General features: G+C 72.5%; 18 protein-coding genes. 15 read left to right on the top strand and 3 right to left on the bottom strand.

Annotated elements, in window-relative coordinates:
• The first annotated feature begins 68 nt into the window (after window positions 1-68).
• The 4 genes from ACFUC1_RS07735 (at window position 69) to ACFUC1_RS07720 (ending at window position 5,094) form a co-directional block, all read left to right on the top strand.
• Window positions 69-917 (top strand): DegV family protein, encoded by an 849-nt coding sequence (locus ACFUC1_RS07735; protein WP_379118315.1) that lies wholly within the window; start codon window positions 69-71, stop codon window positions 915-917.
• Complete coding sequence (gene plsY, locus ACFUC1_RS07730; RefSeq protein ID WP_379118313.1) at window positions 914-1,585, top strand: glycerol-3-phosphate 1-O-acyltransferase PlsY; 672 nt, start codon at window positions 914-916, stop codon at window positions 1,583-1,585. Before ACFUC1_RS07735 ends, plsY begins: the two co-directional genes overlap by 4 nt.
• A gap of 75 nt (window positions 1,586-1,660) precedes the next feature.
• The gene (locus ACFUC1_RS07725; RefSeq protein ID WP_379118311.1) at window positions 1,661-2,728 is read left to right on the top strand and encodes a helix-hairpin-helix domain-containing protein; all 1,068 of its coding nucleotides are present in this window, start codon (window positions 1,661-1,663) and stop codon (window positions 2,726-2,728) included.
• Window positions 2,725-5,094, top strand: a complete 2,370-nt coding sequence (locus ACFUC1_RS07720; protein ID WP_379118308.1) for a ComEC/Rec2 family competence protein — start codon at window positions 2,725-2,727, stop codon at window positions 5,092-5,094. The genes ACFUC1_RS07725 and ACFUC1_RS07720 overlap by 4 nt, the downstream gene beginning before the upstream one ends.
• Window positions 5,095-5,115: 21 nt before the next feature.
• Here ACFUC1_RS07720 and ACFUC1_RS07715 read toward each other — a convergent pair whose 3' ends face one another.
• Window positions 5,116-6,045, bottom strand: coding sequence for a LysR family transcriptional regulator (locus ACFUC1_RS07715; protein WP_379118306.1), 930 nt, complete (start codon window positions 6,043-6,045; stop codon window positions 5,116-5,118).
• A gap of 182 nt (window positions 6,046-6,227) precedes the next feature.
• Between ACFUC1_RS07715 and ACFUC1_RS07710 the strand changes: the two genes are divergently transcribed.
• The 4 genes from ACFUC1_RS07710 (at window position 6,228) to ACFUC1_RS07695 (ending at window position 10,058) form a co-directional block, all read left to right on the top strand.
• The gene (locus ACFUC1_RS07710; RefSeq protein WP_379118304.1) at window positions 6,228-6,812 is read left to right on the top strand and encodes a DUF6318 family protein; all 585 of its coding nucleotides are present in this window, start codon (window positions 6,228-6,230) and stop codon (window positions 6,810-6,812) included.
• Between the two features lie 257 nt (window positions 6,813-7,069).
• Window positions 7,070-7,780 carry a hypothetical protein gene (locus ACFUC1_RS07705; RefSeq protein WP_379118302.1) on the top strand — a complete coding sequence of 237 codons (711 nt, stop codon included), beginning with the start codon at window positions 7,070-7,072 and terminating at the stop codon, window positions 7,778-7,780.
• A gap of 67 nt (window positions 7,781-7,847) precedes the next feature.
• Complete coding sequence (locus tag ACFUC1_RS07700) at window positions 7,848-9,122, top strand: patatin-like phospholipase family protein (RefSeq protein ID WP_379118301.1); 1,275 nt, start codon at window positions 7,848-7,850, stop codon at window positions 9,120-9,122.
• Between the two features lie 84 nt (window positions 9,123-9,206).
• Window positions 9,207-10,058, top strand: coding sequence for an NAD-dependent protein deacetylase (locus ACFUC1_RS07695; protein WP_379118299.1), 852 nt, complete (start codon window positions 9,207-9,209; stop codon window positions 10,056-10,058).
• Window positions 10,059-10,081: 23 nt separating this feature from the next.
• Here ACFUC1_RS07695 and ACFUC1_RS07690 read toward each other — a convergent pair whose 3' ends face one another.
• The gene (locus ACFUC1_RS07690) at window positions 10,082-10,723 is read right to left on the bottom strand and encodes a class I SAM-dependent methyltransferase (RefSeq protein WP_379118297.1); all 642 of its coding nucleotides are present in this window, start codon (window positions 10,721-10,723) and stop codon (window positions 10,082-10,084) included.
• Window positions 10,724-10,741: 18 nt separating this feature from the next.
• Between ACFUC1_RS07690 and ACFUC1_RS07685 the strand changes: the two genes are divergently transcribed.
• A complete protein-coding gene (locus ACFUC1_RS07685; protein WP_379118295.1) occupies window positions 10,742-11,260 on the top strand; it encodes a GNAT family N-acetyltransferase in 519 nt (172 codons plus the stop codon).
• 83 nt (window positions 11,261-11,343) lie between these two features.
• Window positions 11,344-11,763 carry a DUF4259 domain-containing protein gene (locus ACFUC1_RS07680; RefSeq protein WP_379118293.1) on the top strand — a complete coding sequence of 140 codons (420 nt, stop codon included), beginning with the start codon at window positions 11,344-11,346 and terminating at the stop codon, window positions 11,761-11,763.
• Window positions 11,764-11,781: 18 nt separating this feature from the next.
• Here ACFUC1_RS07680 and lexA read toward each other — a convergent pair whose 3' ends face one another.
• Window positions 11,782-12,507, bottom strand: a complete 726-nt coding sequence (gene lexA / locus ACFUC1_RS07675) for a transcriptional repressor LexA (protein WP_379118291.1) — start codon at window positions 12,505-12,507, stop codon at window positions 11,782-11,784.
• 271 nt (window positions 12,508-12,778) lie between these two features.
• On the opposite strand from lexA, the gene ACFUC1_RS07670 reads away from it, so the two are divergent.
• The 5 genes from ACFUC1_RS07670 to ACFUC1_RS07650 all read left to right on the top strand — a co-directional run bounded on the left by ACFUC1_RS07670 (window position 12,779) and on the right by ACFUC1_RS07650 (window position 20,200).
• Window positions 12,779-13,177 (top strand): LysM peptidoglycan-binding domain-containing protein, encoded by a 399-nt coding sequence (locus tag ACFUC1_RS07670; RefSeq protein ID WP_379118289.1) that lies wholly within the window; start codon window positions 12,779-12,781, stop codon window positions 13,175-13,177.
• A gap of 145 nt (window positions 13,178-13,322) precedes the next feature.
• A complete protein-coding gene (gene fdh, locus ACFUC1_RS07665) occupies window positions 13,323-16,637 on the top strand; it encodes a formate dehydrogenase (protein ID WP_379118287.1) in 3,315 nt (1,104 codons plus the stop codon).
• Window positions 16,637-17,716, top strand: a complete 1,080-nt coding sequence (locus ACFUC1_RS07660; protein ID WP_379118285.1) for a 4Fe-4S dicluster domain-containing protein — start codon at window positions 16,637-16,639, stop codon at window positions 17,714-17,716. Before fdh ends, ACFUC1_RS07660 begins: the two co-directional genes overlap by 1 nt.
• Window positions 17,713-18,810: an NrfD/PsrC family molybdoenzyme membrane anchor subunit gene (gene nrfD, locus ACFUC1_RS07655; RefSeq protein ID WP_379118283.1), complete on the top strand. Its 1,098-nt coding sequence runs from the start codon at window positions 17,713-17,715 to the stop codon at window positions 18,808-18,810. The genes ACFUC1_RS07660 and nrfD overlap by 4 nt, the downstream gene beginning before the upstream one ends.
• A gap of 49 nt (window positions 18,811-18,859) precedes the next feature.
• Entirely contained in the window at window positions 18,860-20,200 is a 1,341-nt protein-coding gene (locus ACFUC1_RS07650) for an OFA family MFS transporter (protein ID WP_379118281.1), read from the top strand.
• Window positions 20,201-20,297: the final 97 nt, after the last annotated feature.

Below are 20,297 nucleotides of genomic sequence, written 5' to 3'. Positions count from 1 at the left end.
ACCGGCCGACGCACGGTGTCCAGGCGGTGTGGGTCCCGCCGGGCCCGCGCCGCCGGTAGCCTGCGCGCGTGAGCGTCGCCCTCGTCACCGACTCCACGGCATACCTCCCGGCTGCGGTGGTCGACGCGCACGGCATCGGCGTCGTCCCCCTGCACGTGGTGATCGCGGGGACGGAGTTCAGCGAGGGCGTCGACGTGAGCACCGCGGAGGTGGCCACCGCCCTGCGCGCCTTCAAGCCGGTGTCGACGTCGCGACCCGCGCCCCAGGCGTTCCTCGAGGCGTACGAGAAGGCCGCCGCCGGGGGAGCCGAGGCGATCGTGTCCGTGCACATCTCCGCCGACATGTCCTCGACGGTGGAGTCGGCGCACCTCGCGGCGCAGCAGTCCCCGGTGCCCGTGACCGTCGTGGACTCGCGTTCGCTCGGCATGGCGATGGGGTATGCCGTCGTGTCCGCTGCCGAGCTCGCGGCCGGTGGGGCTTCGGCCGAGGAGGTCGCGGCGGTGGCCCGTTCGCGCAGCGAGGCCTCGACCGTCGTGTTCTACGTCGACACGCTCGAGCACCTCAGGCGCGGTGGCCGCATCGGCGCGGCGTCAGCGCTGCTGGGCTCGGCGCTCGCCATCAAGCCGATCCTGGGCCTGGAGGACGGGCACATCCGCCCGCTGGAGAAGGTCCGCACGTCCTCGCGGGCGCTGGCCCGGCTCGAGGAGCTGTCCGTCGCAGCCGTCGACGCGGCCGGCGGGGACGTCGACATCGCGGTGCACCACCTCGACTCCGCAGCCCGGGCCGAGGACCTGGCCGCGCGTATCCGCGATCGGGTGTCGACGGCCGGCGAGGTCGTCGTCGTCGAGCTCGGGGCGGTCGTGGGGGCGCACGTGGGTCCGGGCACGCTGGCCGTGGCGGTGTCGCCGAGGCCATGACGGCGCTCGACGCGGTGGTGTGGTCGACCGGCGCGGTCGTCTGGTCGACGGGCGGCGTCGTCCAGGGGGTCGTCGCCGCGGTGGTGGCGTTCCTCCTCGGCTCGGTGAACCCGGCCACGATCCTCGCGCGGGTGCTGGGCAAGGACCTCGCCGGCTCCGGGTCGGGCAACCCCGGCGCGACCAACGCCGGTCGGGTGCTGGGCGTGCGCTGGGGAGTCGTCGTGGGCATCGCAGACGTGCTCAAGGGTTACCTGCCGGTGGTGCTGGCGAGCGCGTTCCTCGGCTCTGTCGTGCCGCTCGTCGTGGGGCTGGCCGTGGTGCTGGGCCACATCTGGTCGCCGTTCCTGAAGGGGCACGGCGGCAAGGGGGTCGCGACGTCGCTGGGTGCGATCCTGGCGGTGCAGCCCTGGTTCGGGCTGGTCATGCTGCTGCTGTTCGTCCTGCTGGTGTGGCGGCTGCGGTGGGTGGCGGGTGCGTCGGTGTCGGCCTGCCTCCTGCTGTTCGTGCTGGGCCTGCTGGCCGTCGCGGGATGGCTTCCCGGTTGGGTGCCCGACGTGAGCCGCGAGACGGGGGTGTGGTGCGCCGTGCTGGCCCTCGTCGTCATCTACCGGCACCGCCGCAACATCGAGCTGTGGCTGCTCGCCCGCCGCGAGTCGTCCACAGGCTGAGGCTGCGCCCGGGACCGTCCACAGGCCCGCGGTCCGTGCTGCCGTGGTGGGGCCGCGGCTACCTAGCGTTCCCGTATGCCGTTGCGCCGCCGACCGCCGGAAGCCTCACCTCGCCTGCGCGCGCTCCTCGAGCGCGCGGCCGCGCACGACGCCACGGCGCCCGACGGTTCGGCTGCGGACGTCCCAGCCGAGTCCGGTGTCGAGCTCTGGCAGCCGGAGCGTGCGTGGATCGCCGCAACCCCCAGCCCCGCGCCGGACGCGCAGGCGCATCCCGAGGCCACGAGGGACGCGCGGCTGCCGGTTCCGGACCGGCCGCGACGCACCGAGAGCCCGGGAGCGGCAGCGACCAGCGCCGCGCGTGGCGTCGTCCCCGGCCGGCACCGGCGTCCGCGACCGCCGGGTCCGGCCTGGTTCGCCGTGCCGGAGGCCCTGAGGGGTGCCCGCCTCACGCCGCCCCGGGCCGCGGCGGCAGGTCTCGTCCTCGTGGTGCTCGTGGCCGGCCTCGTCTTCGGTGCCCGCGTGGCCCTGGCGCGCGCCGGCGGCGAGCCGCGTCCCATCGCACCGGCCCCCGCCCAGACAGGCGTGCTGACGCGTGGGTCCTCGACGTTCGCGACATCGACGACGAGCGCCGGGGGTGGCGGCCCACCGACGACGGGGACGGAGGTCACCGTGCACGTGGTCGGCCAGGTCGCTCACCCGGGCGTCGTCCGTCTTCTCCCCGGCTCGCGCGTCGGTGACGCCATCGCGCGCGCCGGTGGAGCGCTCAAGGGCGCCGACCTCGCGGCCATCAACCTGGCACGCGTGCTCGTCGACGGCGAGCAGGTCAGGGTGCCCAAGCCGGGGGAGGCCATCGTGGCGCCCGCCGGTCCCGGCGCCCCGGGAGCCGCTTCGGGCGGCGGCACCGGGTCCTCGGCCGGGGGCGGTGGCGCCGGCGCTCCGGGCGGCTCCACGGGTGTCGTCGACCTCAACCAGGCCACGGCCGCCCAGCTCGAGGACCTGCCCGGTGTCGGTCCCGTCCTGGCCCAGCGCATCGTGGACTGGCGGACCGAGCACGGCCGCTTCACCACCGTCGACGAGCTGAACGAGGTCAGCGGGATCGGCGAGAAGATCTTCGCCGAGCTCAAGCCGAAGGTGACGGTGTGAGCGCCGCTTCGTCGGCAGGCGAGCCTGCCGCGTCCGCAGGCGTGGACCTGCGGCTGCTCGTCCCGTCGCTCGTGGCGTGGGCGTTCACCGCCTCGGTGCTCGGCGTGCGACCCGGGCTGCTCGCGGCGGTGTCGGGGGCGCTCCTGCTCGTGTGCCTCGTGGCCCTCGGCCGGCGCCGGTGGGCCGCCGGTGGACTGGTGACCCTGTGCACCGCCGCGTGCGCGCTCACCGGCGTGTCCGTCGCCGGTCACGCCGCCGAGCGGTCCTCCGGCCCGCTCGAGGCCCTCGCCCGTGACCATGCCACGGTCGAGGTGGTGGCCACGGTGTCCACGGACCCGCGGTTGCGGCAGACGCGGGGCCTTGCCGGGGCCAGCGTCTACGCGCGGCTCACCGTCACCCAGGTGACCGCGCGCGGCTCGGTGAGCCGGGTCGCCGCACCCGTGCTGCTCGTGGCGGACGAGCGGTGGCGGGACGTCCAGTGGCACCAGCGGCTGGCCGTGCGCGGCCGACTGGTACCGGCCGACCCCGGCGACGACGTCGTCGCCGTCCTCAAGCCGTCCGGCGGCCCTGCCGTCGTCGGACACCCCGGAGTCCTGGCACGCGCCGCCGAGCACCTGCGGTCAGGGCTGCGCCGGGCCTCCGATCCGCTGCCGTCGGATGCTCGTGGGCTGCTGCCCGCGCTCGTCATCGGCGACACGAGCCGCACCCCGCCGGACCTGACCGATGCCATGCTCGCCACCGGGATGACCCACCTGAGCGCCGTCTCGGGGTCGAACGTCGCCATCGTGCTGGCCTTCGCCCTGGGCGCGGCTCGGCTGTTCGGCCTGCCGAGGCGCGCCCGCGTGCCGTGGGCGCTCGTCGTGCTCGCCGGGTTCGTCGTGCTGGCACGTCCCGAACCCAGCGTCGTGCGGGCGGCCACGATGGGCGCGATCGGGTTGCTCGGGCTCAGCGCGTCGCGACGGGCCGCCGGGGTGCCGGTGCTGTCGGCCGCCGTCGTCGTGCTGCTGGTCGTCGACCCGTGGCTGAGTCGCTCCTACGGCTTCGCGCTGTCCACCCTGGCGACGCTCGGGCTGCTGCTCTTCACGCGCTCCTGGGGCGACGCGATCGGGCGGCGCCTGCCGTCCCGTGCCCGGTCGCTGGGACCCGCCCTCGCCATCCCCGTGGCCGCCCAGGCGATGTGCGCGCCCGTCGTGGTCCTGTTGCAGGGCTCCGTCTCGGTGGTCGGGGTCCTCGCCAACCTCCTTGCCGCGCCGTTCGTGGCACCGGCCACGGTGGCGGGTGTCGGGGCCGCCGTCGTCGCGCCGGTGTGGCCGCTCGGCGCGACGCTGCTGTGCTGGATCGGGGCGCTGCCGGCTCTCGGGATCTGCTGGGTGGCCCGCACCTGCGCGACCGTGCCCGGCGGCACACTGCCGTGGCCCGACGGCGCCCCGGGCGCGGTCCTGCTCGCCGTCGTCACGGTCGGGGTGGTCCTCAGCGCCCGACGCTGGGCCCACCTCGCCCGGTGGCACCCCGTGGCGTTCCTCTCGGTCGTCGTCCTCGTCGTCGCCGGCGCCGCCCCCACGTCGGCCGCCGCCTGGCCTCCGCCTGGATGGCGGTTCGTCGCGTGCGACGTGGGCCAGGGCGACGGGCTCGTGCTCGCGACCTCGCCCGGGCACGCGGTGGTCGTGGACGCCGGCCCGGACCCCGCCCTCATCGACGCCTGCCTGCGCAGGCTGCGCGTGGGGGTCGTCGACTCGGTCGTCCTCACCCACTTCCACGCCGACCACGCCGACGGCCTCCCCGGCGTGCTGCGCGGGCGTACCGTCCGCGGCGTGCTGGCCACCCCCGTCCACGACCCGCCGTACCAGTGGCGCGAGGTCGAGCGATGGACCCAGGCCCGCCGCATACCGGTCACGGACATCGTCGCCGGCGACCACCTCAGCTGGCCCGGGGTGGAGGCCGACGTGTGGTGGCCAGCACGACGGCTCGACAGCGGCTCGGTGCCGAACAACGCCTCCGTCGTCCTCGCCGTCCGCGCCGGCCCGGTCGACCTGCTGCTCCTCGGTGACGTGGAGCGCGAGGCCGCGCACGCGATCCTCCTGCAGCTGCGGCGCGACCCCGCCATGGCCGCGCGGGCTGGCAGCTTCGACGTGGTGAAGGTGGCGCACCACGGGTCCGCCAACCTCGACCCAGACCTCCTGGGGGCGGTCGCGGCTCCCGTCGCCGTGATCAGCGTCGGGAAGGACAACGACTACGGGCACCCGTCGCCGAAGGCGCTGCAGGTCCTCGCGCGCGACGGGTATGCCGTGCTGCGCACCGACCAGCGTGGCGACGTGGCGGTCGTCGACGACCGCGGCTCGGTGGGGGTGACGTGGCGACGCCGCTGACCCCGGGCGCTCGCGGACGCGTCAGGTGCTGGCGAGGACGCGGGGCTTGGCCTTGGCGGCCTCGACCAGGGCCTCGATCGTGGCGTGGACGGCGGGCACGCGCTGGAGGTCGGGGGTGGTCACGACGCTGACCGTCCGGCGCGAGGCCGGGTGGATGGGCAGGGTGACGACGTCCCGGTGGTGGGCGGTGCGCAGGATGAGGTCGGGGATGAGCGCGACGCCCAGGCCTTCGGCGACGAGGCCCAGCACCGCGACGTAGTCCTCGGTCTCGAACCCGACGTTGGGGGAGAACCCGGCCGTGGCGCACATCTGCAGCAGGTGGCCGCGGCAGCGTGGGCAGCCCGCGATCCAGTTCTCGTCGGCGAGCTTGGTGAGGTCGGCCACGGGCTCGCTGGCCAACGGGTGGTCGCGCGGGAGGGCGAGGCGGACCTCGTCGTCGAGCAGCTTGTGCTGCACGAACAGCTCCATGTCCTCCTCGCCGCGGCCCACGTCGGTGCCCTCGTAGGCGAAGGCGACGGCCAGGTCGCACTCGCCCGCCTTGAGCGCGGCGAGGGACTCGGGCGGCTCGGCCTCGGTGAAGGTGACCTGCACGTCGGGGAAGCGCTGCTTGACCAGGGCGAGCGCCCGGGGGACGAGGGTCGCAGAGCTGGAGGGGAAGGCCATGAGGCGGACCCGACCGGCCCGCAGCCCGGCGATGGCGGCGACCTCCTCCTCGGCGGCGTCGAGCGCGGCGAGGACGGACACCGCGTGCCGCGCCAGCACCTGGCCGGCCTCGGTGAGCCGCACGTTGCGGCCGACGCGCTCGACCAGGACGGTCCCGGTGCGCTGCTCGAGACGGCGCACCATCTGCGAGATGGCTGGCTGGGAGTAGCCGAGGGCGAGGGCGGCTCCGGTGAAGCTCCCCTCGTCGGCGATCGCCTTCATCACCCGAAGGCCGGCGGCGTCGATCATGAAACCAGCATAACGCAGTGTTATCGAAACGTTGATGATCTTTCGACGAGGTGATGGACGGTACCCGGGGTAATGCGCCGGGGCCTGTGGACGGTGCGGTCGACGGAATCGGGCAAATCCGTAGAATCGCTGTCGCAGACGGGCCGCTCCCGCAGGCGGCTGCCGGCGAAGGGGGAGGTTCCATGCAGGTCCGCAGAGGGGCGTTCACTGCAGTCGTCGCGAGCTCGTTGGCGCTCGCGGCGTGCACCGGTGGGGGTGACAGCCCACCGTCCACGACGTCGTCGACGAGCAGCTCACGCAGCTCGACGACGTCGTCCACCACGACCCAGAGCCCGAGCCCGACCAAGACAGTCGCGTTGCCTCCCGAGGCGACCCAGCACACCGAAGCCGGCGCCCGAGCCTTTGCCAAGTACTTCGTTTCGGTCCTTGATGACTCACAAGTCAGTGCTGACCCCACCGCCTTGGAGGCTGTATCGGGAGATGCATGCAAGGGATGCAAGGCGTATGTCGACATGAGTCGCCAACTCGCGGCGAAAGGGCAACGCCAGCAGCGTACGGCTCTGTCGCTGAAGGATATGTACGTACGTCCAGGTGCCACGGCGGACGCTATGACGATCGATCTCCTCATCGATGAAGCTCCATCAAAGACTGTGGATCGTGGTGGCGTAGTCGTGGAGTCCTTTCCCGCGGACAAAACGACGCTTCGCATCACGCTGCAGTGGCGCGGCCAGTCATGGGTCGCCGAGCAAGCGGTGGCAGTCGTATGAAGGCCATGAAGCTAATGGCAGGCATTGCTGCCATTTTGGCGACGCTCGCTCTGGGTGTTGCCGCTGCTGAACAGGCAATGGCGACGACGGGGCGCTTGGCCGGAGTTAAGGTCGACCATCCCAAGGGAAAACTCAAGACCACGCTGAGCGCGAACGGGGCGACCGTCGAAGCGAGTCAAGAGTCGCCGGGGGGCTCGGCCGCATCACAAAACGGCTCGCAGCCAGCCTCCATGAAGGGCAGTTCAAATAGTTACCGCTTGGTCCCCGCATGCACGCCGGTTCGGATCTCGGACACGGTCGGTGGTGATGCCACCAACTGCTCGTACGCCCAGACGGCGTGCAGGTACCGCCTGCCAGCCTCGGACCCGAAGTCCGGCGAGATCCTGTACCGGCTCGAGAGCCGTCCGAAGTCCGACCCGAACGGCTCCTGGACGCTCGTCCGCGAGATGTGCGGCCTCGACGACGCACCGCCCGGGGTCCCGGCACCACCGGCCATCCCGACCCTGGCGCAGATCCAGAACGCGTTCCGGCAGCTGCCCTTCTCCAAGCCGAGCGTCGGCATCGAGCCCGCGGGCAACAAGACCCTCGTCAACCTGCCCACCTACTTCCGCGCCGAGTGGCCGGGCGACGCGGGACTGCAGCCGGGCGAGGTGAGCGAGCCCGTGCAGCTGCTGTCCTGGTCCGTCGAGTTCAGGATCGCCGCGCGGTCGTACGACTTCCACTACGGTGACGGCACCAGCAGCGGACCGACGACCGACCCCGGCGGCGTCTACCCCGACGGCGCGATCCGGCACACCTACACCAGGCCGACAGCAGCAGCCCGGGTCAGCGTCGACGCCCAGCTCACCGCGCAGTACCGCGCGAACGGCGGCCCCTGGCAGGACATCGACTCCGTCGCCGACCTGCAGGACGAGCCGGTCACCACGCTGCAGGTCCGCGAGGCGCACGCGCGCCTGGTCACGCACTGACGCCGCGCACGGCGGCCCCGCTCGCGACGCGCGGGTGTCCGCACCCTCTGCTTGTATCGACCGCACGATGAAGCCAGAGCAGAGCGCCACCACCCGAGCCCTCGACGACGTCGACGCGGACACCGACGTCGAGGACCTCGGCGACGCAGCCGCGCCGGGCGGACGAGGCCGACACGGCACGGCCCTGTGCCTGTCCGGCGGCGGCTACCGCGCCGCCCTCTTCCACCTCGGCGCCCTGCGCCGCCTCAACGAGCTCGGCGTGCTGGCCCAGCTGACGACGGTCAGCGGCGTCTCCGGCGGCTCGATCGTCGCCAACCTCGTGGCAGACCCCCGCCTGACCTTCCCGGTCGGCGGGGGAGAGGTGCAGGGCTTCGAGGAGTACGTCGCGGCACCCCTCGCCCGCCTCGCGTCCCGCAACATCCGCACTCCCGCACTGCTGGGCCGGCTCCTGGCCTGGCGGTGGCTGACGTCGGACGCCGCGGTCCGCGCCCTCGCCGAGCAGCTGGCCGAGGCCGTCGAGTGGTGGTCGACCCCGTTGCGGGACAACGCAGCCGCCGGACCGGCCGTCATCACCGGCGCCACCGAGATCGGCTACGGCGTCAACTGGGTGTTCGAGGACCCCACGGCCCACCAGCCGCACGGGCGCGTGGGTGACTACCGCCTCGGGTACGCCGCGCCGCCCGCCGGCGTCCGCATCGCCGACATCGTCGCCGCGTCGTGCGCGTTCCCGCCGTTCTTCGCACCGATGGTCCTCGACGGCGACGCCCTCGGCCTTGTCGGCGGCCACAAGGGGCTCGAGTCCGAGGACGCCCGGCAGGCGATCCGCCACCGCATCCGGCTCACCGACGGCGGCGTCTACGACAACCTCGGCCTCGAGCCCGTGTGGAAGCGCCACGCCACCGTGCTCGTCAGCGACGGCGGCGGCGTCTTCCGGGCCCGCACGGAGCACACCGTGGCCGGGCGCATGCTGCGGATCCTGAGCATCGCCACGAACGGCGGCCAGTCGGTGCGCTCCCGGTGGCTGCACGCGGCATACGCACGGCGGGCGATCCTCGGCACCTCGTGGGCGCTGGACATGGTGGTCGACGGTTGCTACCCACGCAGCACCACCGAGCTCATCAACGCCGTCCGCACCGACCTCGACTCCTTCTCCGAGCAGGAGCAGCACGTCCTGGAACGACACGGCTACCTCATCGCCGACGCGCAGGTGCGCGCCCACGCACCGCACCTGGTCACGCGCGACGTCCCCCCACGACCGCCGCACGACGAGGTGGCCGACCCGGCCGTAGCCGACCGGGCGCTCGCCGACTCGGCAAAGCGGCGCCTGCTCGGCCGGTTCTGACCGACCCTGCACGGTGGTCCCACCCCGCCACCTTGCCACCCCGCCACCCCGAGCGGTCCGGCGGCGGCCACGTACGCTTGTCCGGTGACCCAGCCCGCCACCACGACGACGACCGAGGACGACCTCGACCACGTCGCGGCCCTGCTCGACCGGGGCGGTGTCGTCGCCCTGACCGGGGCCGGGATCTCGACGGAGTCCGGCATCCCCGACTACCGCGGCCCCGACGGCCAGCGGCGCGTCACCCCCATGCAGTACTCGGAGTTCACCGCCTCGAGCGAGGCCCGCAAGAAGTACTGGGCGCGCAGCTACGTCGGGTGGCAGCGGTTCAACCTCGCCCGCCCGAACGCCGGCCACGACGCCGTCGCCCGGCTGCAGGCGAGCGGCCGCATTGGCCCGGTCATCACCCAGAACGTCGACGGGCTGCACCAGCACGCCGGCGCCACCGACGTCGTCGAGCTGCACGGCTCGCTGGCCAGGGTCGTCTGCCTCACCTGCGGCGACCGCTCCAGCCGCTGGGACCTCGACGCGCGGATGCGCGAGGCCAACCCGTCGTTCACCGTCACCTCGGACGAGATCCGACCCGATGGCGACATCGCCCTCAATGCCCTCGACGTCGAGGCGTTCGTGGTCCCGCTCTGCCTGGTCTGCGGGCGTGACACGCTCAAGCCGGACGTCGTGTTCTTCGGTGAGTCGGTGCCGAAACCGTTGGTGGAGAAGTGTTTCCGGCTGACCGAGTCGGCCAGCGCGCTGCTCGTGCTCGGCTCGAGCCTGAAGGTGATGAGCGGCTACCGGTTCGTCCGGCGCGCCCACGCGCTGGGGATCCCGGTCGCGATCATCACCCGCGGACCGACCCGCGGCGACGGCGAGGCGACCATCCAGCTCGACGCCCCGCTCGGGCCGACCCTCACCCGTCTCCTCGCGCGGCTCGGCGCCTGACCCGACTCGTCGCCCGACGGCGCTCAGGACCTCGGGCGCCGCGCCACCAGGACGACGTCGATCGCGTCGCCCGCGTCGGTGTGGCGCACGATCTCCTCGCAGCGCTCGACCTCCAGCTCGGACGCGACCTCCCGGAGCCCCTCGACGGTCTGCAGCAGCGCGGGGTCCTGCGGGCCGCCGACGCCTTCGGTGAGGTTGCGCAGCGCGTGTCCTACGACGACGATCGCGCCGCCGGGTGCCAGCCAGGCCGTGGCGCGGGTGAGCACGTCCTCCGGCAGGTGCAGGTAGGCCACGAGCACGAGGTCGTATGCCGTGTGCGCCGGCGGCTGCCACGACCGCACGTCCGCCACCACCCAGTCCACCCGCAGGCCGCGGGCGGCGGCCTCCTTCTCGCCCTTGGCCAGGCCGACGGCCGAGAAGTCCACGGCGGTCACCCGCCACCGCTTCGCCGCCAGCCATACCGCGTGCCGCCCCTCGCCCGCACCGAGGTCGAGCGCCCGCCCCGGCTCCCAGTCCCCGAAGATGCGTTCCACCTCGGCGTTCGGCTCGGCGCTCCAGACGTGGGCCGACGCGGCATACCGCTCGTCCCACATCCGTCGGCGCTCGCCGCCGGAGTCGGTGGAGGTGGTGCCCTGGGGGTGCTCGTGGCCGTGTTCCTCACTCATCCCCCTAGCATCGCCGATATGACCGACCTCGCCACCGCGCCCGGACCCGTCACGGTCCGCGACGCCACGCCGCCGGACCTGCCGGCCATGGCCGCGATCTACGACGAGCAGGTGCGCACGTCGGTGGCGACGTTCGACACGCAGGAGCGCGGGGCGGCAAAGCTCGGCGAGAAGCTGGCGGCCACGGGACCGGGCGACGTGGTCCTGGTCGCGTGCCTCGACGACGCTGTCGTCGGCTACGCCTTCTCCGGGCCCTTCCGCCCGCGCCCCGCCTACGCCGGCACCAAGGAGGTGTCGGTGTACGTCGACGCCGCCGCCCGCGGACGAGGGGTCGCCCGGAGCCTGTATGCCGCGCTGCTCGGCCGGCTGGACGCCGAGCCGTCCGTGCACACCCAGCTCGCGGTCATCGCCCAGCCGAACGAGGCCAGCGAGGCGCTGCACGTGGCCTTCGGCTTCGAGCGGGTGGGGGTCCTGCGCGAGGTGGGCAACAAGTTCGGCCGGTGGGTCGACACCGCCTGGTACCAACGCCTCGCCTGACCCGCGTCAGGGCTGGCGCGGACGGCTCGGGCTTGGCACTCTCGTGCCCTAGAGGTTGGTGCGAGACCTGGGAGGCGAAACCCATGGGTGCGACGGGTGCGGGACCGTTCGAGAACGACGACGCACTGGACTTCCTCGACGACCTCGAGGACTCCGACCCCGAGGGCCGCAGGGAGCGGGTGGAGTCGGCACTGGGCCGGGTCGTCCGCTCCCGCGACTACATCGAGGCGCCGGTGATGTCCGAGGCCATCGCTGCGGCCGTCATCGTGTCGGCCTGTGACGACCCCGAGTCCGTGGTGGGGGAGCGCAACGTCCCCCGCTGGGTCGACGAGGACCCGCTCGACGTCGACGAACGCCTCGAGGAGCTGGCCACCCAGGCGCTTCACCGGGCGTTGCGCTCGGAGGACAACGAGCTGTGGGAGCTGTGGGCGGACGGCGACGGCGGCGAGAAGTTCACCGCCCGCCTCACCCACTACCTCGACGCGCTCGGCGACGAGAGCTGACCGCGCAGCTCCGGGGCGTCAGACGCGGCGCAGGACCGCGGTGACCTTGCCGAGGATCGTCGCGTGGTCGCCGTCGATCGGCTCGAACGCGGGGTTGTGGGGGAGCAGCCACACCTTGCCGTCGCGCCGCTTGAACGTCTTGACGGTCGCCTCGTTGTCCAGCATCGCGGCGACGATGTCGCCGTTGTCGGCCGTGGGCTGCTGGCGGACGACGACCCAGTCGCCGTCGCAGATCGCTGCGTCGACCATCGAGTCGCCGACGACCTTGAGCAGGAAGAGCGAGCCCTCGCCGACGATCTGCTTCGGCAGGGGGAAGACCTCCTCTACCGACTCCTCCGCGGTGATCGGCACGCCGGCGGCGATCCGGCCCAGCACCGGGACGTAGGACGCCTCGGGCCGGGCGTCGCCCAGGCCGGTCTCGTCGAACTCGGCGACCTCGTCCTGCGGGGCGGCGCCACCGCGGTAGCCGCGGCCGTCGGCGCCGGCGTCGGGGGAGACGACCTCGATGGCGCGGGGGCGGTTGGGGTCTCGGCGCAGGTAGCCCTTGCGCTCGAGCGTGGACAGCTGGTGCGCGACCGAGCTCGGTGAGGTCAGGCCGACGGCCTCGCCGATCTCGCGCAGGCTCGGGGGGTAGCCCCGCCGGTCGACCGAGTTGCGGATGACCTCCAGGACCTTGCGCTGGCGCACGGTGAGGCCGTCGCCACGGTCGCGGTCGGGGAGTTCCTTGACGTTGTCGCCGCTCATGCCGCTCCTCGTTTCTGCAGGTCAGGTGCCGTCTGCCCGGCTCCCGACGCCAGGTGGTCCGCCGCCTCGGTGCCGCCTCCGGCCGCTCCGGGACGGAGCGTTGTCAGTGCGCTCTGGTGTGCTCCTCGACGTGGACACAGCGTATGGCGTTCGAACACAGTTTCCAAACATGTGTTCGACGCGTGTCTTGAAGCATTCGAACATGCGTGCTAGAACTGGCAACCTACGGTCTTCGGACACCTGTTCGAGGGCCATGACGATGGAGGACCCGATGAGTGCAGCAGTCGCCTGGGACGTCACCGCCGCGCCGGTGCACGAGCCGCGCCGCCCCGCACGCCCGCACCTGGTCTCGGTGCCGTGCGGCGACGAGGTCCGCGTCCCCGCCCCCGCGCCCCTGCGCCTCACCCGGGCCGGCCGGCTCGCCATCACCCTGACCGTCCTCGTGGCGCTGGTCGCCATCGCGGTGGCCGCCTTCTCGGGCGGTGCATCGGCGACGACCATCGACCACTCGACGACCGTGCGCTCGGGCCAGACGCTCTCGGAGGTCGCCGCGACCCAGCTGCCGGGTCTGCCGATCGCCGACGCGGTCGCTCGCATCCAGGTCGCCAACGACCTCGCCTCGGACCAGGTCCACGCCGGCCAGATTCTGCTCATCCCCGCCGTCCGCTGAGGCGCGCGAGCGAGCGCCCTGCCCGCCTCCTGACCTGCGTCGACGCCCCGGCCTGCCCGGTCGTGCAGGTCCCCCCGCTGCGCCCGGTTCGTCGGGAGTGCGCGGTGAGGGACTCGGGGTTAGGGTCGCCGCAAGGAGGCTGAACATGAGCTCGAGGAAGACTTTCCTGGACTGGCCTGTGCTCCGACAGGTCCGCAGTGGTGACCTGCTCGGCCGGGGCCCGGCTGTGACGTCGCCGCGCACCCGGTCGATGACCCCGCGCACCACGACGGCGGACCGGGTCGTGCAGTCCGTGTGCCCGTACTGCGCCGTCGGCTGCGGCCAGAAGGTGTTCGTCAAGGACGAGAAGGTCGTGCAGATCGAGGGCGACCCGGACTCCCCGATCTCGCGCGGGCGCCTGTGCCCCAAGGGCTCGGCCAGCGAGCAGCTCGTCAACAGCCCCGCCCGCCAGACCCACGTGCTCTACCGGCGCCCCCACGGCACCGAGTGGGAGCGGATGGACCGCGACACCGCGATCGACATGATCGCCGACCGGTTCGTCGAGACCCGCCGCCGCACGTGGCAGGACGCCGACGAGCACGGTCGGCCACTGCGCCGCACCATGGGCATCGCCTCGCTCGGGGGAGCCACCCTCGACAACGAGGAGAACTACCTCATCAAGAAGCTCTTCACCGCCGCCGGCGCCATACAGATCGAGAACCAGGCCCGTATTTGACACTCCGCCACGGTCCCCAGTCTGGGGTCCTCGTTCGGGCGCGGTGGCGCGACGCAGTACGTGCAGGACCTGGCGAACGCCGACTGCATCGTCATCCAGGGCTCCAACATGGCCGAGTGCCACCCCGTGGGGTACCAGTGGGTCACCGAGGCACGGCTGCGCGGTGCCAAGGTCATCCACATCGACCCGCGGTTCACGCGCACCTCGGCGACGGCGGACAAGTACGTCCCGATCCGCGCCGGCAGCGACGTGGTGTTCCTCGGTGCCCTGATCAACCACATCCTCACGAACGACCTGTACTTCAAGGAGTACGTCGTCGCCTACACGAACGCGGCGACCATCGTGACCGAGGACTTCCAGGACACCGAGGACCTCGACGGCCTGTTCTCCGGGTACGACGACAAGCTGGGCGCCTACGACTCCTCCACCTGGGCCTACGCCACCGAGGGCGAGGGTGACGACGCCTCGCCGGGCACCATCGGGGGCCCCGCCGCGACCCACGAGCACGGCCACAGCGCCTCGAAGCGGTCCGCCGGTGACGAGCACGGATCCGGTGGCCCAGCCCTGGAGCACGCCCGGGTCAAGCGGGACGAGACGCTGCAGGACCCGCACACGGTGTTCCAGATCCTCAAGCGCCACTACGCCCGGTACACCCCCAAGATGGTGGCGGAGGTCTGCGGCATCAGCGTCGACGACTTCCACTACGTCGCCAAGGCGCTGACCGAGAACAGCGGCCGCGAGCGGACCTCGGCCTTCGTCTACGCCGTCGGCTGGACCCACCACTCGCTCGGCGCCCAGTTCATCCGCACGGCCGCCATCGTCCAGCTGCTGCTGGGCAACATGGGCCGCCCGGGCGGCGGCATCATGGCGCTGCGCGGGCACGCGAGCATCCAGGGCTCGACCGACATCCCGACGCTCTACAACCTCCTCCCGGGCTACCTCGCCATGCCGATGGTGGGCAACCACGACACGTGGGACGACTACGTCACCGCCATCGCGAACAAGGAGCAGAAGGGCTTCTGGGCCAACGCCGACGCGTATGCCGTGAGCCTGCTCAAGGCGTGGTGGGGCGACGCGGCGACCAAGGAGAACAACTGGGCCTACGACTACCTGCCGAGGCTCAGCGGGGCGCACGGCACCTACCAGACGACCATGGCCATGCGGGACGGCGAGGTCGAGGGGTACTTCCTGCTCGGCCAGAACCCCGCCGTCGGCTCGGCGCACGGCCGGATGCAGCGCCTGGCGCTGGCCCAGCTGAAGTGGCTGGTCGTCCGCGACCTGCAGATGATCGAGTCGGCGACGTTCTGGAAGGACGCCCCCGAGATCGCCACCGGCGAGCTCGAGACCGAGAAGATCGGCACCGAGGTCTTCTTCCTGCCCCCGGCGTCGCACGTCGAGAAGGCCGGCACGTTCACCCAGACCCAGCGGCTGCTGCAGTGGCGGCACAAGGCGGTCAACCCGCCGGGTGAGTGCCAGAGCGAGCTGGAGTTCTTCTACGAGCTCGGGCAGCGCATCCGCGCGCGGCTCGCCGACTCCGACGACCCGCGCGACCGCCCCCTGCTCGACCTCACGTGGGACTACCCGCTCGACGAGGACGGCGAGATCAGCAGCGAGGCCGTCCTGCAGGAGATCAACGGCCGCCACCTGTCCGGTGACAAGGCCGGTGAGCTCGCGGGCATGTACACCGACCTCAAGGCCGACGGCTCGACGAGCTCCGGGTGCTGGATCTACTCCGGCGTCTATGCCGGCGGCGTCAACCGCTCCGCCAACCGCAAGCCCGGTCGCGAACAGGGCCCGACGGCACAGGAGTGGGGCTGGGCGTGGCCCGACAACCGCCGCATCCTCTACAACCGCGCCTCGGCCGACCCCGAGGGCAGGCCGTGGAGCGAGCGCAAGAAGTACGTCTGGTGGGACGAGGAGAAGCAGACCTGGACCGGCATCGACACGCCGGACTTCGTCAAGACCAAGGCCCCGTCGTACCGGCCGGAGCCGGGCACCGGCGGGCCCGACGGCCTCGCCGGTGACGACCCGTTCGTCATGATGGCCGACGGCAAGGGCTGGCTGTTCGCGCCCAAGGGCATGCTCGACGGACCGCTCCCGACGCACTACGAGCCGCAGGAGTCCCCGGTCCAGAACCCGCTCTACGGGCAGCAGAGCAACCCCGCCCGCAAGGTGTTCCCGCGCAAGGACAACCTGTTCAGCCCGTCCGGGACCCAGCCCGGGTCCGACGTCTTCCCGTTCGTCTTCACGACGTACCGGCTGACCGAGCACCACACCGCGGGTGGCATGAGCCGCTGGCTGCCGTACCTGTCCGAGCTCCAGCCCGAGTTCTTCTGCGAGGTCTCCCCGGAGCTCGCGGCCGAGCGCGGCCTCGTCAACGGCGGCTGGGCGACGATCGTGTCGGCCCGGTCGGCGATCGAGGCGCGGGTGCTGGTCACCGAGCGCATCACGCCGCTGCAGGTGGGCGGCCACACCATCCACCAGGTGGGCCTGCCGTACCACTGGGGTGTCGGCGGCGACGCCGTCGTCTCCGGTGACGCCGCGAACGACCTGCTCGGCATCGCCCTGGACCCCAACGTCCAGATCCAGGAGTCGAAGGTCGGTTCGTGCGACATCGTCCCAGGCCGCCGCCCGCGTGGCGAGGCGCTGCTGCGGCTGGTCGAGGAGTACCAGTCGCGGGCGGGGATCACGGTCGAGACCAGCAACCAGCTGCGGACCACCGACACGAAGGAGGCCGACGCCTGATGGGGTTCTGGCAGCACCAGCTCGCAGGGCCGACCGACCCGTCGCACGACGCGGCGTGGGAGGACCCCGAACCCCGCAAGGGCTTCTTCACCGATACCTCGATCTGCATCGGCTGCAAGGCCTGCGAGGTGGCGTGCAAGGAGTGGAACGCCATCCCCGAGGACGGCCTGACGCTCACCGGCAACTCCTACGACAACACCGGTGGCCTCGGCGCGAGCACGTGGCGCCACGTGGCGTTCATCGAGCAGACGACGGACCGCGTGCAGCAGGCCCGCGAGTCGGGGCGCAAGCTCGTGGACCTCGGTATGCCGGCGCTGCGGCCGCCGGACGCCCCTCACCACGCCCCGTCGGGGGCTGCCGGCACCGCGCCGGCGGCGCTCGAGGGCGTCGTCCCCGCAGCCGCCGGCGCCGACGGCTCGCTCGACGCGATGGCGGCGGCGGCCCGGACCGCCGAGGCGACGGGCACGCTGCCGGACTTCCGGTGGCTGATGGCCTCGGACGTGTGCAAGCACTGCACGCACGCCGGGTGCCTCGACGTCTGCCCGACCGGTGCGCTGTTCCGCACCGAGCACGGCACGGTCGTCGTCCAGTCCGACGTCTGCAACGGCTGCGGCTACTGCGTGGCCGCGTGCCCGTTCGGCGTCATCGAGCGGCGCGAGGACAAGCGGGCCGACACGCGGGACGGCGGCGTCGTCTCCAACATCGGCGTCGCCCAGAAGTGCACGCTGTGCTACGACCGGATCGGCCACGACCAGACGCCCGCGTGCGCCCAGGCCTGCCCGACGACGTCGATCAAGTTCGGCACCCTGGCGGAGATGCTCGACACCGCGCGCGACCGGGTCCAGGTGCTGCACGAGAACGGCTTCACCGAGGCCCGCCTCTACGGCGCCAACAGCCACGACGGCGTCGGCGGCACCGGGTCGGTCTTCCTCCTGCTCGACGAGCCGGAGGTCTACGGCCTGCCGCCGGACCCCAGGGTCCCGACGGCCGACCTGCCCGAGATGTTCCGCAAGGCGGGCTTCGCCGCGGTGGCGATGTTCGGCATGGCCGTGGCCGCGTTCGCAGGGAGGCGCCGATGACCACCAACCCGCTCGACGCGGACCGTCCCCCCGAGCTGCCGCGCAGCCGGCGGCAGCAGAACGGCGCGGGCGGCAAGGGAGACGGTGGCAAGGGCGGGTCCGGCCGGCGACGCCGGGACGAGTCGGTCATGGTGCCGGACGCGCAGTTCTCGAGCTACTACGGCCATAACGTCGTCAAGCCCGCACCGTGGGGCCACGAGATCGCGGCATACCTCTTCCTCGGCGGCCTCGCCGGCGGCTCCGGGCTCGTCGGCGCAGGAGGCGCGCTGACCGGCCGTCCGGCGCTGCGCCGCACCGGCCGCGTCGCCGCCCTGGCGTCCGTCGCCCTCGGCGGCGCCGCGCTGGCCAAGGACCTCGGCCGTCCGGAACGCGCCCTCAACATGCTGCGGGTCGCCAAGCTCACCTCGCCGATGTCGGTCGGCTCGTGGATCCTCACGGCGTTCGGCACGTTCGCCGGGGCCGCGGCCGCGACCGAGCTCGCCGAGGCCGTGCTGCCGCGGCGCTCGCGCCTGGCCCGGCTCGCCCGGGTCGCCGACCCCGTGGCCACCGCCGGCACCGCCGCGTTCTCCATGCCCCTCGCGGCATACACCGCCGTGCTGCTGGCCGACACGACCACGCCCACGTGGCGCGAGTCGTTCCGCGAGCTGCCGTTCGTCTTCGTGAGCTCGGCCAACGCCGCGGCGGCGGGCCTGGCCCTCGTCACGACGCCGGCCGAGCAGAACGGCCCCGCCCGGCGGCTCGCGGCGATCAGCGCGACCGTCGAGCTGGGGGCGTCCGAGCTCATGGAGCGCCGGATGCACCCGCTGGTCGCCGAGCCGCTGCACGAGGGGCGCGCGGGCGGGATGCTCAAGGCCGCCAAGGCGCTCACGGCCGGGGGAGCGGTCGGTGCGGCGCTGTTCGGGCGCAACCGCACGATGGCCGGACTCAGCGGGATCGCCCTGATGGCCGGGTCGGTGCTGACGCGGTTCGGCATCTTCGAGGCGGGCATGGAGTCCACCAAGGACCCGAAGTACACCGTGACACCGCAGAAGGAACGGCTGGAGGAGCGCCGCCGCCGGGGGGAGACGAAGGACTCGATCACCACGGGCCGCTGACCGGCGGATCGTGCAGGGGCCCGGCACCCGGGCGAGAAGGGAGAGCGCATTGAGCGACAGCACTCGCAGCACCACGGTGGGGTCCCCGGGCCCCGCCGCGCCCGCCACCTCGGGCCGGACCCACAACCGGTGGGTCATCCTCGTGTGCGCCATCCTCGTCCAGCTCGCGATCGGCTCCGTGTACGCGTGGAGCGTGTTCGCCAAGGCGCTGCAGGAGCCTGACGCGTTCGGCTGGTCCAAGGCGAAGGCGGCGGTGCCGTTCAGCGTCGTGCTCGGCATGATCTTCATCGGCAGCTTCGTCGGCGGCCGGCTGCAGGACCGTCGCGGACCGCGCGTCGTCGCCCTGACGGGCGGGATCATCTACAGCGTCGGCGTGATCCTGGCGTCGTTCGCGACGAACAAGGACATGTTCTGGCTGCTGGTGCTCGGCTACGGCGTCATCGGCGGCTTCGGACTCGGCATGGTCTACATCGTCCCGATCGCCATGCTGCAGAAGTGGTTCCCGGACAAGCCCGGCCTCATCACCGGTCTCGCCGTCGCAGGGTTCGGCTTCGGCGCCGTCATCACGGCGCCGGTCGGTCAGGCCCTCATCGACAACACGCCCTCGCAGCCCACCCGGGCGTTCCTCTGGCTCGGCATCGCCTACCTCATCGCGCTGCTGATCGGCACGACGTTCTTCGCCAACCCACCGGTCGCGGCGGCGACCACCGACCGCGCGGCCGCCCCGGCGACGACGAACGCCCCGGCCGCGACCACCACGGACCCTGTCTCCGGTGAGCCCGACTTCGAGACCAACGAGGCCCTGCGGACGCCGCAGTGGTACTTGCTCACCCTCATCCTGACGATGAGCGTGACCGCAGGCATCTCGCTGATCGCGGTGGCAGCGGGCAGCGCCACCGACATCGCCGGCTACTCCAAGACGGCGGCGGCCAGCCTGGTCGGCATCCTCGCCGTCTTCAACGGCGGCGGCCGCATCCTGTGGGGCTGGCTGTCCGACCTCGTGGGCAAGATGCCGGCGTTCCTCGGCATCCTCGGCATCCAGGCCGTCTGCCTGCTGCTCATCCCGCACGCCAGCAACACCGCGCTGTTCGCGATCCTCGCCGCGCTGATCTACACCTGCTACGGCGGGGCGTTCGGCACCATGCCGTCGACCGCGGGCCGGTTCTTCGGCGTACGCAACGTGGGCGCGATCTACGGCCTCATGCTGGTCGGCTGGAGCATCGGCGGCGTCATCGGCCCGCTGCTCATCGCGAGCCTCATCGGGGACACCAAGGCTTACACGCGGGGCTTCACCATCATCGGCATCATCACGATCGTCTCGATGGTCATCCCGCTGATCACCCGCAAGCCCCACCACAACGGAGCGCGCGCGGCGGCCACCACCCGCTGACCGCTCCGAACCCCTCGCGGGTTCTTACTCGCGGATGTCTGCCGGCCCCTCGTGGGTCGGCAGACCCGCGTGCAGCCAGGCCTCGACGCCACCGATG

This window comes from Pedococcus sp. NPDC057267 (assembly GCF_042668795.1).
GTDB lineage: Bacteria > Actinomycetota > Actinomycetes > Actinomycetales > Dermatophilaceae > Pedococcus.
This window is presented reverse-complemented; position numbering and strand designations above follow the sequence as displayed.